This window comes from uncultured Imperialibacter sp., from assembly GCF_963974565.1.
Taxonomy (GTDB): Bacteria; Bacteroidota; Bacteroidia; order Cytophagales; family Cyclobacteriaceae; genus Imperialibacter; species Imperialibacter roseus.
Map to the genome: position 1 here is coordinate 1 of NZ_CAXBCJ010000027.1, position 14,424 is coordinate 14,424.

General features: G+C 45.3%; 10 protein-coding genes. 4 read left to right on the forward strand and 6 right to left on the reverse strand.

Annotated features, from left to right (window positions below):
• Positions 1 to 300: 300 nt before the first annotated feature.
• Positions 301 to 1,767: a Do family serine endopeptidase gene (locus AAC052_RS25400; protein WP_339815999.1), complete on the forward strand. Its 1,467-nt coding sequence runs from the start codon at positions 301 to 303 to the stop codon at positions 1,765 to 1,767.
• 80 nt (positions 1,768 to 1,847) lie between these two features.
• On the opposite strand, the gene AAC052_RS25405 is transcribed toward AAC052_RS25400, so the two are convergent.
• A complete protein-coding gene (locus AAC052_RS25405) occupies positions 1,848 to 2,312 on the reverse strand; it encodes a Dps family protein (RefSeq protein ID WP_339816000.1) in 465 nt (154 codons plus the stop codon).
• Between the two features lie 163 nt (positions 2,313 to 2,475).
• Positions 2,476 to 3,018, reverse strand: coding sequence for an inorganic diphosphatase (locus AAC052_RS25410; protein WP_317489478.1), 543 nt, complete (start codon positions 3,016 to 3,018; stop codon positions 2,476 to 2,478).
• Between the two features lie 193 nt (positions 3,019 to 3,211).
• Here AAC052_RS25410 and AAC052_RS25415 point away from each other — a divergent pair, with 193 nt between their 5' ends.
• From AAC052_RS25415 to AAC052_RS25425, 3 genes are all read left to right on the forward strand, one after another.
• Positions 3,212 to 5,614, forward strand: coding sequence for an FtsX-like permease family protein (locus tag AAC052_RS25415; RefSeq protein WP_339816001.1), 2,403 nt, complete (start codon positions 3,212 to 3,214; stop codon positions 5,612 to 5,614).
• A gap of 150 nt (positions 5,615 to 5,764) precedes the next feature.
• Positions 5,765 to 6,091 (forward strand): PadR family transcriptional regulator, encoded by a 327-nt coding sequence (locus tag AAC052_RS25420; RefSeq protein WP_317489476.1) that lies wholly within the window; start codon positions 5,765 to 5,767, stop codon positions 6,089 to 6,091.
• Positions 6,092 to 6,102: 11 nt separating this feature from the next.
• Positions 6,103 to 8,793 carry an ABC transporter permease gene (locus AAC052_RS25425; protein ID WP_339816002.1) on the forward strand — a complete coding sequence of 897 codons (2,691 nt, stop codon included), beginning with the start codon at positions 6,103 to 6,105 and terminating at the stop codon, positions 8,791 to 8,793.
• 175 nt (positions 8,794 to 8,968) lie between these two features.
• On the opposite strand, the gene AAC052_RS25430 is transcribed toward AAC052_RS25425, so the two are convergent.
• From AAC052_RS25430 to AAC052_RS25445, 4 genes are all read right to left on the reverse strand, one after another.
• Positions 8,969 to 9,280: a hypothetical protein gene (locus AAC052_RS25430; protein WP_317489474.1), complete on the reverse strand. Its 312-nt coding sequence runs from the start codon at positions 9,278 to 9,280 to the stop codon at positions 8,969 to 8,971.
• A gap of 119 nt (positions 9,281 to 9,399) precedes the next feature.
• Entirely contained in the window at positions 9,400 to 10,029 is a 630-nt protein-coding gene (locus AAC052_RS25435; RefSeq protein WP_317489473.1) for a response regulator transcription factor, read from the reverse strand.
• Positions 10,026 to 11,726 carry a sensor histidine kinase gene (locus AAC052_RS25440; protein ID WP_339816003.1) on the reverse strand — a complete coding sequence of 567 codons (1,701 nt, stop codon included), beginning with the start codon at positions 11,724 to 11,726 and terminating at the stop codon, positions 10,026 to 10,028. Before AAC052_RS25440 ends, AAC052_RS25435 begins: the two co-directional genes overlap by 4 nt.
• Positions 11,727 to 11,821: 95 nt before the next feature.
• Positions 11,822 to 14,317 carry a PAS domain S-box protein gene (locus tag AAC052_RS25445; protein WP_339816004.1) on the reverse strand — a complete coding sequence of 832 codons (2,496 nt, stop codon included), beginning with the start codon at positions 14,315 to 14,317 and terminating at the stop codon, positions 11,822 to 11,824.
• Positions 14,318 to 14,424: the final 107 nt, after the last annotated feature.

Here is a 14,424-nt window from a genome sequence, read left to right on the forward strand (position 1 = left end):
ACCAAGGACCCTCTGATTAACAGTCAGATGCTCTAACCAGCTGAGCTAAGGAGGAATTTTCTGGTTCCGAATGACTTGCCAAAAGAGAGGCTCGTCAAATGGGAATGCAATATTAGCAGGTTCATTTTAATTGTGCAAAAACAGCGGCCATATTTTCCTTATTCACGACCATAATTTTTTGTGCCAACAATCTGCTATTTTAGCTAGCGGAACACAATGCCTGTTAAAAAACGTTAATGTAGCATCACAGACGATCCTATTTCGTTACACTGGTGTTAACTGACTAAAAAAAACCGAGTTATGAATAAAAGACAGATTTATGTAGCGATGCTATTCTCCTCTCTTTTGAGTGCGATGATAGCTATAGGCGGGTATCAACTGCTAAACAACCAGAATGATGAGTTTTCATCATTCGAAGACCGTCAGAATGTAAGGTTCTCCAATTTCCTCGACACAACCAGTGTGGTGGTGCCAGAAGGACTTAATTTTGTATACGCTGCCAAAGCAGCTACACCAGGCGTGGTGCACATCAGGTCAAAATACACCTCCACACCTACTGCCAGCAACAATCAATTTGATCAGTACTTCCAGGACTTCTTTGGTAACAGGGGGCAAAGGGCTCCATCAGGTGCCAGCGGCTCAGGTGTGATCATAGCCGACAATGGCTATATAGTAACCAACAACCACGTGGTGGAAAATGCCTCAGAGGTGGAAGTGCTTATGAATGACAACAGAACTTTTGATGCTAAGGTGGTGGGCACTGACCCAACAACTGACCTTGCGCTATTGAAAATTGATGGTAAAAATCTTCCCTTCGTAAAGTTTGGAAGCTCGGAGCATATCAACGTCGGCGAGTGGGTACTGGCCATTGGTAATCCATTCGAGTTCAGGTCGACTGTAACGGCTGGTATTGTGAGTGCTACGGGCAGAAACATCAATATACTGCGTGACCCCAGCAACAGAAACCTGCAAATTGAGTCGTTCATCCAGACAGATGCCGCCGTTAATCCCGGCAATAGTGGAGGGGCATTGGTCAACCTTAGGGGAGAGCTTGTTGGTATCAATACAGCGATCGCCACCCACACCGGCTCTTATTCAGGCTACTCTTTTGCTGTGCCTACCACACTTGTGAAAAAAGTGATGGATGACTTGAAGGAGTTTGGTGTGGTTCAGAGAGCCCTGTTAGGGGTGAACATAGTGGATGTGAATTCTGCGCTGGCCGAAGCAAGGGGACTCAATGTATTGAAAGGAATCTCCATAGAAAACGTTAATCCGAACAGCGGCGCTGCTGATGCCGGTCTGGAAAAAGGCGACGTAATTATCGCCATTGACGGGAAGACCGTTGACAACGTGGCCAAGCTGCAGGAAAAAATAGCCGTTAAAAGGCCTGGCGACAAAGTGGAAGTTGGTTACATAAGAGATGGTAAAGAAAATACCGTGAAAGTGACGCTGAAAAGCACTTCCGATTCTATTGAAGTTGTCGAGGCCAGAAGTTCATTCTCCATTGAAGGCAGCAGCTTTACAGATGTGAGCAGGGAAGAGCTACAGAAACTGCAAATTGAAGGCGGTGCAAAAGCCACCGAGGTAAACGACGGTAAATGGAAAGAAGCTGGTGTTCGTGCTGGTTTCATCATCACCAATATCGACAAAACCACCATCAGAAATATTCAGGACTTGGCAAGAGTGATGGCCAACAAAAGAGGTGGAACGCTGATTGAAGGTGTTTATCCCGATGGAACGGAGGCTTTCTATGGCATAGGCTGGTAGCAGCGAGAAACTATCTTATAAACAAAAAAGGGTTCATACTGTATGAACCCTTTTTTGTTTTACATGTGTTCCGGGCTCCTTCACTTCAACCAGCTGCTTAGCATCCAAATGGTCTTTTCCTGCTTGGCCAGCAAGTCTGATATGAGGGAGTTAGTGCCTTCATCATTCGCTTCGGCACTTTGATCCAGAATAGGTCTTTCCAAATTCAAAAGCTCTATATACTGCTCAAGAATGCTCTCAACAGCTGTCCTTGCCTCGCTTACTTCAGTCACCTCTCTGATTTTGCTCTCCTTCAGATACTGACTGATAGAATGCAAAGGCACACCGCCAATTGTGAGAATTCTTTCAGCAATTGCGTCTATGTCTTCTGCGGCAGCTGAGTAGTATTCCTCAAACTTTTCATGCAACCCAAAGAATTTCTCTCCTTTGATGTTCCAATGAAAGCCCCGCAGGTTTTGGTAAAACACCTGATAGCTGGCAAGCAAACTATTCAAAGCTTTTACTTCGCTCGCAGCCACATCTTCATCTATTCCTATGTAGTTCATGATACTATTGGTTTAAATTGTTATCCTTTTACCATCAGATAACATTCAAAACCACACAATAGATCACTCGAATTGATTGTTATTATCAATCTGACTATAGGTATTTTCTATGACGATTAGTATGAAAGCCTATTAACTAAACGAAGCGCTTAGTGTAATTCGTTTAGGCTTTCTTGAATTTGATTTTGTAGTCCTCAATAGCTTTTTCTACAATTTCCATGGCAACCACTCTGTCCATAAAGTCGTGCACCACCACAGTCTTGTGTTCGAGCTTTTTGTAGTCTTCGAAAAAGTTTTGAATCTCATTTTTGAAGTGATCAGGCAACTCACTGATATCATTGTAATGGTTCCAGCTCATGTCGTGCTGAGCAACGGCAATGATTTTATCATCCGCCTCGCCCTGGTCGAGCATGCGCATCACGCCAATTACTTTGGCAGGCACTATGCAAAGAGGCACCACTTCGATTTGCGACAACACCAGAATATCCAGCGGATCTTTGTCGTCGCAGTAGGTTTGAGGGATGAATCCGTAGTTGGCGGGATAGTAAACAGAAGAATAGAGCACCCTGTCCAGCATGAGCAAGCCGCTGTCCTTATCGAGCTCATACTTGGCTCGGCTGTTTTTTGGTATCTCTATAATGCCATTAATAATTTCCGGTGCCTTTTGGCCAAGACTTACGTGGTGCCAGGGATTAAATCTATCCATAGTTATTGATTGATGTGTAAGTAAAGGTACGCATCTGCCAGCAGAATTCGCAGCGAACTCAGCTGCAAACCAGGCATAAATTCGGTGATTCTCCACCGTCGCTCACACTGTTTAAAACTCCCGGATCATCTGTAAAGCAACCTTCGCCTGTAACTTTTGTCCTTTTTAACAGTACCACCTTAAATCTACCGCCATGTTTCGCAACTACCTGGTTACGGCCCTTAGAAGTCTCTTGAGACAAAAGGCTTTCTCCTTTATCAACATCATCGGTCTGGCCATTGGCCTGGCCGCTTGCCTGCTAATTATTCAATACGCAAGATTCGAACTGAGCTATGAAAAATTTCTCCCAGGTTACCAAAACGTGTACCGGCTAAGGCTCGACAGATATAACAATGGGGAGCTCGGGTCGCAATGGGCAGCAGGTGCGTCAGCTATAGGCAAAGCATTGAAAGAAGAATTCCCCGAAGTGGTGAGCTACGCCAGGCTGAGCCACTGGGGCTTTACAGTAAAGATTGGCGACAAGGTTTTCAAAGAAGAAAACTCCTTCTTTGCGTCCGATGACTTCTTGAAGGTTTTTCCCTACAAGGTAGTCGCAGGAAGTGGAGAAAATGCATTAAAAGAGCCATTCACCTCCATAATCACTCAATCAACAGCCAGCAAATATTTTGGCGAAGAAGAAGCTGTTGGCAAGATAATTACCGTTAATAGTGGGCAAGGATTCAAGGTGACAGCAGTAATTGAGGATCAACCCCGCAATACCCACCTGAAGTTTGGTGTGCTTGTTTCTTTTGCTACTTACATTTCGTGGCAACCAGAGGTAGATGATGCCTGGTGGTGGGATGGCTTTCTCAACTATGTTAAGCTGGAAGAAGGAACAAGCGCTTCGGCCTTTGAGGCTAAAATCCCAACCCTCGTCGAGGCTAGAATTGGAGAAAGAAACAGAGAGGTCAACCATGAGATGATCTTCAGCCTGCAACCCCTGGCCGACATTCACCTTTACTCTCACCTGATGCATGAAACTGAGCAAGGTGGCGACGGTGACACGGTGTATGCGCTGCTGGGTATTGGCTTTTTTATTATCCTCATTGCCTGGATCAACTATGTTAACCTTGCAACGGCAAGGTCAATCAACCGGGCGAGGGAAGTAGGTGTAAGAAAGGTAATGGGCTCCTACAAAAGACAGCTTGTGGGTCAATTTATGCTGGAGTCCGCCCTCACTAATTTAGTGGCTGTTGCCATTGCATTGGTAATAGTGTTAGCCGCTACCCCCTACTTCAGTGAACTAACAGGCCAGCAAGTCTCCTATGCATTTTTAGCTGACGCCTACTTCTGGTTTGTGTTGCTTGCCTTCTTCGCTGGAGGCAGCATTTTGTCGGGTCTGTATCCGTCGTTTGTGCTTGCCAGATTCCAGCCAGCAAGCGTATTAAAAGGAAAAATGAGCACTTCCCCAAGAGGCATCTTACTAAGAAAGGGGCTCGTTATTTTACAAATGACAGCATCAGTGTTTCTAATGGCCGGCACTTTGATTGTAACAAAGCAGCTTGGCTTCATGAAAAGCCAGGATTTGGGTGTCGACATTGATCAAACACTGGTGATCAAAGGGCCCAATGTAACCGACTCTACATATACCGAACGCTTGACAGCATTCAAGAACACACTGCTCGCTCAAACCACTGTCAAAAGTATGACGGCGTCGAGTTCGGTGCCAGGTCGGCAGCCCAACTGGAACGCCGGAGGAATTCGCTTGGTAACGCAAGCTGACAGCGAGGCAAAACAATATAGAATTGTAGGGATGGATTACGATTTTATTGATGCCTACGGCCTTGAAATAGTAGCTGGCAGAAAGTTTTCCAAGGAATTTGGTACCGAAACCACCAATGTCATTTTCAATGAAACTGCCCTCAGGTGGATTGGTTTCGACGACCCGGAAGACTTGCTCGGAAACAAAATTGAATTCTGGGGAGACCAATACACCGTAATCGGCATTGCCAAAGATTATTACCAGCAGTCACTTAAAGAGAGCCACGAACCCCTTATTTTCCGGCTCATACCCGATGCCGGACAATTCTACTCTATCAAACTTAACACAGCCAATCTCCAGTCAAATATTGAAATGGTAAAAGAGGAGTACCTGTCTTCATTCCCTGGCAATGTCTTTGAATACTTTTTCCTCGATGATTACTTCAATCAACAATACGCCAGCGAGCAAACATTTGGCAAAGTAGTCGCCCTATTTTCAGGCCTATCCATTTTCGTTGCTTGCCTTGGGCTGATTGGACTTACCTCATTTTCGGCTAGCATGCGTACCAAAGAAATAGGCATAAGAAAGGTGCTGGGCGCATCGGAGCGGACAATCCTTGGCCTGCTAACCCGGGAGTTTCTACTGTTGATTGTAATTAGTTCTGTGCTGGCTATACCCCTTTCCTGGCTAGTTTACCAGGGCTGGCTGGACAACTTCGCCAACAGGATTGACCTTTCTCCCTGGCTATTGCTAGTCCCGGGCCTCGCCGTCGCAGCCGTTGCGCTACTTGCCTCAGCATCGCAAACCATTCGGGCAGCCAAGCTTGACCCTGCCAAGTCGCTAAGGCATGAGTAACAGCTAGCCAGAATTCTGTTGCAAGCAGCGCCAGGAAATTGATTTTGGAGGTGTTGTCGCTTTCATAATAGACCCACTCTCACTTTTTCCTTACAAAAGTGAAACATATTATCGCCGATTCGGTATATTACTTACAATACTGAATAAAATATGGAAAATCTAAGGTTGGGTAATTTTGAAGAGATCGTGCTGCTGCTCGTCGGGGTGCTGTATAATGGCGCCTACTCCGTTGCCATTGTAGAAGAGTACAAGAAACAAACTGGCAAGAGCATCAATATAAGCGCCATCCACACGGTATTGTACCGGCTGGAAGAGAAGGGTTTCCTGGAGTCGAAACTAGGGGAGGCAGGTGACTTTAGAGGTGGCAAGCGCAAGAGACTGTTTTACCTGACTCCATATGCACGAAAGGCCCTGGAAGAAATTGCTTCGCTCCGGGAGCAACTGCGTAGTCAAATTCCAGCCATTTCCATACAATAGTTTCTCAGGCCATGAGTCACGAAAAACATTTCCCGCCACCACTAGCTCTGAAGTTTTTTCGCTGGTACTGCCGCAAAGACAGGCTGGAGGAGCTGGAGGGCGACCTGGAGGAAAGCTTTTATGCCATGCTGCATGCTGGCAAAGCGCCCGGGCTGGCCAAGCTGATCTATTGGTGGAACGTGATCAGGTGCTTTCGAAGCTATGCATTTAAACGTTCGGCCACTTATCGTTCAACAAATACCTATTCCATGCTAACCAACTACCTGAAAGTCATTCGCCGAAACTTCTCCAAGCAAAGAGCCCATGCCCTGCTTAATATCAGCGGCCTGGCTATTGGGTTTGCGGCCTTTATTCTAATTGCGATTTACCTGCATTTCGAAACAAGTTTTGAAAACTTTCACACAAAGTCGGGTCAGATCTACAGGCTTACAGTCCACTACACATCACCCAGCGGCTACGACACACACTTCGCCAGAGTAGATACCGACTGGATCAACGGAATTCCCGAAGAAATTCCTGAAGCAGAGAAGCTCATCCGCTTTCAGAACCATGAGCCCAAGTTTATTCGTATCGGAGAAGAAAAATTCAGGCAGGACAATGCTTTTGTAACAGACAAAGATGTCTTCGAAGTTTTCGATTTCCCTCTTACAAAAGGCGATGCAAAAACGGCCCTGGCCGAGCCGCTTTCCATCGTGATATCGGAAGCTGTTGCCGAAAAGTACTTTGCAAACGAAGACCCGATGGGCAAAGAAATATTCATCACTGGCTACTGGTCTACCGACGAAACCGTCTATAAGGTTACCGGCGTAATGAAAAACCTTCCCGCCAACACTCATCTTCCCATCGACATGTTGATTTCTTTTCGAAACGAAGCTGAAAGATCATGGTGGGCGTATACCTATGTATTGTTTCAGCAAGGCACCAACATGGAGTCTGTTCAGGAAAAGCTGGAAGCAATGGCTATCAAGATAAACGGAGACCAGGCACTTCAGGGCACAGAGTTTGTCTTTCAGCCTTTGAGCGACATCCACCTCCATTCAAATCTCGCCCGGGAAATAAAGCCCAACGGCTCCATTGCTTATGTTAAAATATTCTTGCTGGTAGCCATCCTCATTTTGGCCTTAGCTATCATCAACTTCATGAACCTGACCAGCGCCATGTCCATTGCCCGGTCAAAGGAAATTGGCGTGCGTAAAATACTTGGTGCCGGAAGTCAACAGATTGTGTTCTATTCTTTAACTGAATCGGTATTGTTCAGCACGGCTGCCGCAGGGCTTGGGTTGGCCCTGGCCTTTTTGGCTTTACCTGTTTTCAAGGAGCTAACAGGAACCGAGAACCTTTTGTCGTCTTTAGTACTCGTTGCCGTATTGTTCGGCCTGGCAGTAGTTACCGGGCTGCTTGGCGGTTTCTACCCGGCTTTTGTGCTTTCTTCTTTCAAGCCTGTGAACATTATCAAAACCAGCAAAGCCTTTTCGATCGGTAAAAAAACAGGACGGTTTAGTATAAAAAGAGTACTCATTAGCCTGCAGTTCGGCATATCTATTCTGCTCATCGCCAGCGCCATGATAGCCCGTCAGCAGTTCGTATTTCTGAACGAGAAAAACCTTGGTATGGAAAAAGACCAGGTAATTGCCCTGCCTGGCGTGCCGGATACCGTAAAAGACAAGTTCAAATTGTTCAAAGATAAGCTCGATGGGCAACCTGGCATCAAAGGAGTCAGCGCCTGTCTTGAAGTACCTTCCAGAGAAATACGGGATGGAGGAACAGTGACTGCGGAAGGTATTCAGGAAAACGCCGATGATGCCCCGTCGATGGATATTCAGGTAATCGATCACGACTTTATCGACGTAATGGGAATGGATCTGCTGGCAGGCGAGCCGTTGCCAAAAAGCCTGGCCTACGAACCACTTCCTCAGCTAACCGGCGCCAACAACGATGTTGAAGAATACCTGCTAAGCAAAAGAAGGGCCTACATCCTCAACGAAACTGCCATGCATGCTATTGGTTGGCAAACCCCAGAAGAGGCTATTGGTAAAAATGTAGATTGGAACCAGGGCACCTATAAGCTTGCAAAAGGCCCCGTTGTAGGAGTGGTGAAAGATTTTCATCAGGAAACCCTGAAGAACAAAGTGGATCCTATCATTATGGTTTTTGAACCTTTATGGCTGCGCACGTTTTTGGTAAAACTTGAAACCAATGATGTAGCTTCAACAATGTCCGTTATAGAAGGTGCCTGGAATGAGCTTTTCCCAAAGTACCCTTTCGAATACCAGTTTCTTGATGACCTTTATAACAACCTCTATAAAAATGAAAGGCAGCAGCTCCAGTTGCTTTATCTGCTAAGCGGGCTGGCTATTACTATCGCCTTTATTGGGTTGTTTGGGTTGATTGCTTACTCGCTGAAAACAAGAGTAAAAGAGATGGCTATCAGGAAGGTGATGGGAGCCAATTTTACCTCGCTTATCCGATTAATTGGCAAAGAATACCTGATGGTGATGCTTGCTGGCGCAGCGCTGGCCATTCCTTTGAGCTATTTCTGGGTAAGTAAGTGGCTGGAGAACTTCGCCTATAGGATTGATATCTCTGTGATAAGCTATTTGATGACTTTGGCGGGCATCTGTCTGCTGCTTATGGCCACGGTGGCCCTGCAAACTATAAAAACTGCTGCCAACAATCCGGCAGATACATTAAGAGAAGAGTAAAAAATGGACGGGAAATTGGGCAACCTCTACCAACCGAAGAACCTATCCACCTTTTCGCCAAAGGCTGCCCGGGCAATCGTAGCGACTGCCTTTATTTCCCTAGAAGCTTACTGAAGAGGTAAAAAAAGACCGGCCTTCTGCCGGTCTAATCAACCTACCAACCAATGTTCCTGCATTAGTTATTCACTTCAGGCTTATAGTTTTTGTACGCTGGGCCTTTAAGTCCCTTCGTGTTTTTTCCTTTTAATTCATCAAGCCTAACCACTACAAACTCCGACTTGTCAATATCCCAGGGCTTTTGATTTTTCGCCTCGGGTCCCTTGGGTTTGGGAGCTTTTCCTCTTACCAGCAAGGTGCTGCTTCCTTTATACTTTTCAGTCGGGCTGGCATTTTTATACGCCGGGCCTTTCAAAGACTTGCTTTGTGCATTGGCACTGAAACATATAGCCAGGCCAAGAATAAGGGTTGTTGTTGCTGCCTTTAACATAATTAGGGTGCGTTTAATGTTCATACAAATAAACGAACTAACGGCACCCCCGGCCTTCGCAAAAAATGGGTAATCGGATATGTGGAAAATACGTAATCAGATGTGGAAAATACGTAACGCTAAATGAGCTTACGGCGATAAGCAGCGTTGATCATCTCAGAAGCGTTAGCGGCACCGAGCTTTTTCATGATGCGTGACCGGTGTGTTTCTACTGTGCGAACACTAATGAACAGCTTGTCGGCTATTTCTTTGGTGATTTTGCCCTCGGCCACCATTTTCACAATCTCAATTTCCCTTTCGGAAAGTATAGGTGACGGGCTTCCCGGCCCGGACATATCCTCCAGCAGAAGCTCCGATATCTTATTCTTAAAGTGCCGCTTTCCGAGGTATACTCCACGTATAGCTTCCCGCAATTCACTTTCGCTTGTGTCTTTAAGCAAGTATCCCGACGCCCCCTTCTTGAGGCTCTCCTTTACATACTGAAGCTCCTCATGCATGGTAAGCATGATACATTTTGTGTCAGGGTATTTTTCTCTTACCAGCGGGAGAATATCGAGCCCAGATTTGTCTGGCAGAGAAATGTCCAGCAGAATGATGTCCGCCCTGGTGGTTGTCAGCTGGTTCAGAAGAGCCTCACCAGTTTCTGCCTCACCAACAATTTCAACGCTTTCCTGCGCCTGCAACAAAGCCCTGAGACCATTCCGAAATAGCTGGTGATCGTCGGCAATTATGACTTTAATAGTACTCATGATATTGGTATTTCTATCTCTATGCCCGTTCCGGCTTTTCCTGACTCTATGTAAAAAACACCTCCCATTAATCTTATCCTCTCCTCAATATTTCTGAGTCCAAGACCCGTGAATCCATCTTTCTGACCAACCTCAAAACCAATGCCATTGTCTTTAATATACAACGCCAGGTGGTCATCGAAAACAGTGATTGAAAGTTGAATTTCGTCGCACTGCGCATGCTTGATGGCATTGTTGATCGCCTCTTGTACCACCCGGTAAATATATACTTGCTTGTCCTTCTCAAGTCTATAGTTGGAGTTCTCCAGCTCATTAAAAAATAGAACTTTGATCTGAGTACTGTCTTCAATGTCCGAAATAAGCTGTTCAAGGGCCTCGCTTAGTCCAAAATCACGAAGCACTGCCGGCATCAGGTTCCTTGCCAGGCTTCTGGTTTCCGAAATAGTTCTTTCAATCAAATCTCGCATGTCAGCATTTTCAACCAACAGGCCGCTCTTTTCCATCCTTAGCTTCAGCGTGGTTAGCAATGCTCCGAGCCCATCGTGTAAATCCCTGGAAATCCTTTCCCGATCCTTTTCCTGGGCTTCAATTAATACTCGCTTCGAGTTGAGCTCAAGCGCATTTTTTTCATTGTTTAGCGTAACCAGCTGATCCCGCATTTGGAGAATGGCTTTCCCCAATTCATCGTGCCTGCTCAGCATTACATAGGTCGACTCCATCTTGCCTTCACCAATATCGGAGGCGAATGATGCAATCTGCTTCAGAGAATGAATAAGCTTGTCCATTGACTGTGTGATCTGCTGCATTTCCAGCACAGGACCAGAAGGTCGGATGTCGGAAGGTAAGGTTCCAAGCGACAGTTGGTCAGCCACTCTTCGAAGTTGCACAATGGGGTTCGATAGAATTTTACCAAGAAAAACAGAAATGGCTAACGACACCGCCATCAAAATCCCCACAACTATGACCATCTTCTCTCTAATTGAATAGATAGGCCTCATGAGCTCGTCGAGGTCAATTTCTGTTAAGAGGGCCATTTTTATCCCATAAAAATCAACGGGCCGAAAAGCTCCCATCACGCCCACATCTCTGTAGTCGGTGTAAATCGTGACGTCCTCTTTGCCGCCAATAGCCGACAACACACCGTGGCTCGGGCTGGAAATGTTAGTAGGGTACTCCTGAGGGTGAAAGAGAGAGGCCGACATAAGGCGATGCCGCTCATTAACTACGTACGACTCGCCTGTCACACCAAGCCCGGTACGCTCCAGTAGAATATCCTGGATGTCCTGCAAGCCAAAAACCAGGCGGACTTGCCTTTTCTCACTCGTGAAAAGAAAATTATAGTAGGTGGAGTCCGAGTCGAGGCTAGCTACAAACCGAACCTGATTAGGGTCAAATTCGTGCAAAACCTCTATTCGTTTTATTTCGGATATCGACTGTAAGTTTTCGACCAGGTCTGCCTCATTTACGCCATGTAGGTCGGCGTTTGACAAAATGTGATCCGCTTCTTGCTTTTTGTCCCGCAGGTGAAGCTCTATGAGCCGTCTTTTAAGAATATTAACGGCGTTTAATTTGTCTTTTGCTCTTAAAACAAGCTCCTCTTCAAGGCTCGAATAGGTAATATTGAACACCACCAGAATAAAAATGGTGCTGAAAACAAAGAGGCAAAGTGTGAGCCATATATTGAGTTTAAGCTTCAAGGCGGAATAACTTATTAGAAGTTAAACCGCCAAGATGCAACCTTTATTTAATAATGGAAAGAGAGAGTTTACACATTGCAGTGCATTACCAAGTCTTACTTTACCTCCAGGGCATATTGCATTTCCTCCCGTTCCACCAGGCAGTTCTCCTTTGGAATAGTCACCCTGAAGGCAGTGCCCTTGCCAAGTGTGCTAAACACCTTGATCGTGCCACCCATTCTCTCCACCTGAGTTTTTACCAGGAATAATCCCATTCCTTTTCCTTCAACGTGGCTATGAAAGCGCTTATAAAGCTTAAATAGCTTACCCTCAATCAGCTTCGTATCCATACCCAAGCCATTGTCCTTCACCCAAAGAACCAAATCATTTTTGGTCGTATAGGCAGTAACGTCAAGCTCCAATGGTCGCCTTGGGTTCCTGTATTTAAGCGCATTGGTGGTAAGATTATGAACCACAGAGTGAACGTACCCCCTGATTGCTTCAAGCTGAATAGAATCATCGACTTGCAAACTAATCTTAGCCCCAGACTCCTCGATTTGAAGTATGAACGATGAAAGCACTTGCTGAACCAGGTCTTTTAAGATAAACTTCTGCTTCGCTTGAGTAGACGATTCTCTTACCTGAAGAATGTCATTCAGATCGATAAGGATTGTGTCCAGTTGTTGTGCAGACTCGGTAAGATGCTTCAGTATCTTCAGGTTGTATTGATTGAAAGCCTGCGACCTATCAAATATTTGAGTCAGCCCAAGAATATTGACTACCGGAGCTCTCAGGTTGTGAGAAACAATTTGTGTAAATTCCTGCAGCTCCTTGTTCCGGGCAACAAGCTCATTGGTTAGGCCCAAGGCCTCGCTTTGCGCTTCTTTTCTTTCGCTTATATTTTTTATTATGGCGACGAAATAATGCTGGTTGTTGTTGCTCAAATCCCCGACAGGCGACACCGCCAAATTGATCCAAAACGATTCTCCATTCTTTTTGTAGGAAACCAAATCCTCCTGGATATAGCTTTCGCTGGTAATAGCATCAAACACTTTTGTCAATTTCCCGCTATCAGATTTTGGGCCCCTTAGCAAACTAATGGGATTCCTCTGCTCCACCTCTTCCGGACTAAATCCAGTCATTTTAGAGAATGCGTCATTGGAGTAGACAACCCTGTACATTGTGTCATTTTTTCCGCATGGCTTGTTTATAATCAAAACTGCTTCCGCAATGTTTTTAACAGCTGCCTCCAGAATCATACGCTGATTGTCTTGTTTCCTCCGTTCGGTATTATCTGTCTCGATTGAGATGAATCGCTCAAGTTTTCCTTTTGCATCAAAAATCGGAGTAATCTCAAGCGACACCCATATTTTCTCACCATTCTTTTTGTAGTAGACAACCTCTTCCCTAATGATTTGGTTTCCAGCAAGCTTCTCCTTAATCCTCCTGACAGCCTCACTATCGGTATCGGGCCCACTAACAACATCCGCAGGGTATTTACCGACTATTTCGGCAAGGGTAAATCCCGTCATCTTTTCATATGCTTCGTTCACCCATGCCACCCTCGCATTGGCATCTGTTATAACTACTCCGTTATGTGTTTTACTTGCCACCAAAGAGAGCTTTTGAAGCTCAGATTCGGCCAGTTTTCGCTGTGTAATATCAGTGTGTGTGCCCAAGGCTCTAACGGCGCTGCCATCACTATCCCTTTCCATCACCTTGCCCCTATTATGTATCCATATCCAACGGCCATCTTTATGTTGCATCCGGTATTCCAGATCAATCATATCAATTTCGCCTTTGAAGTGTTTTTTCATCAAATCCAGCGCTTCATCCCGATCATCCGGATGAAACAAATTCTGCCAGGCGACCTGAGACCTATCGGATTCTTTTGGAGGGTAACCTAACATTCCTTTTAACAGGTCGTTGTATTGAGCCTTCCAGGTTTTTACATCAAGATCCCAAATGCCCAGTTTGGCTCCATCCACCACCATCTGTAATTTTTCGTTGCTTTCCCGGAGCCTCTTTTCCTGAACAACTTTCCAGGTTATGTCCCGGCTTACACATGTTACTCCTTCAATTTTGCCGCTCTTTGGGCTCCTTAAAGGTTGAAATGAATTTTCATAGCTTGCATTGCCGATAGCCTCCGATATGCTATCCCGGAATGTAAAAGAAATCCCTCTTAATGCTTTATTATACAGCTCCCTCCATTTACTGTTGTCCTCAGCCATATCTATGGCTAGCACATCATCTCCGAGGCGGCAATCGTGCCCGGAAAATAGCTTTATGGAAGATCGGAATGCCTCATTGAAAAAAAGTAATTTGTATTCCACATTAACAGCCCAAACCATCTCAGGGCTGTTGTTCATTATATTCCAAGCATAGCTATCACGCTGGTGTTTAGTATATGACGCTTTAGTGATGTGCACGTACACGTAAATAGCGATCATTGCGCCTGTCAATAGCAGAAGTGAGGCTTGTGTATGCGTTAGTATATATTCAGAAACGAGAAAATCGTTGACCGATACCAACGCCAATGCAATAAAAACAAACGCCAGAAGCGACTTCATGGGGAGGTAAGTTCCCCTCAGCAAAACTTTTATTTTTTCCATAGCAAACAACTCATAATCCTTTCGTCATTTTGAAGGATTGCAACAATAAATAATTAATAATGTTGTGAGTAATGGAAGAGAGTGATGATACAAAGATCACTATTACA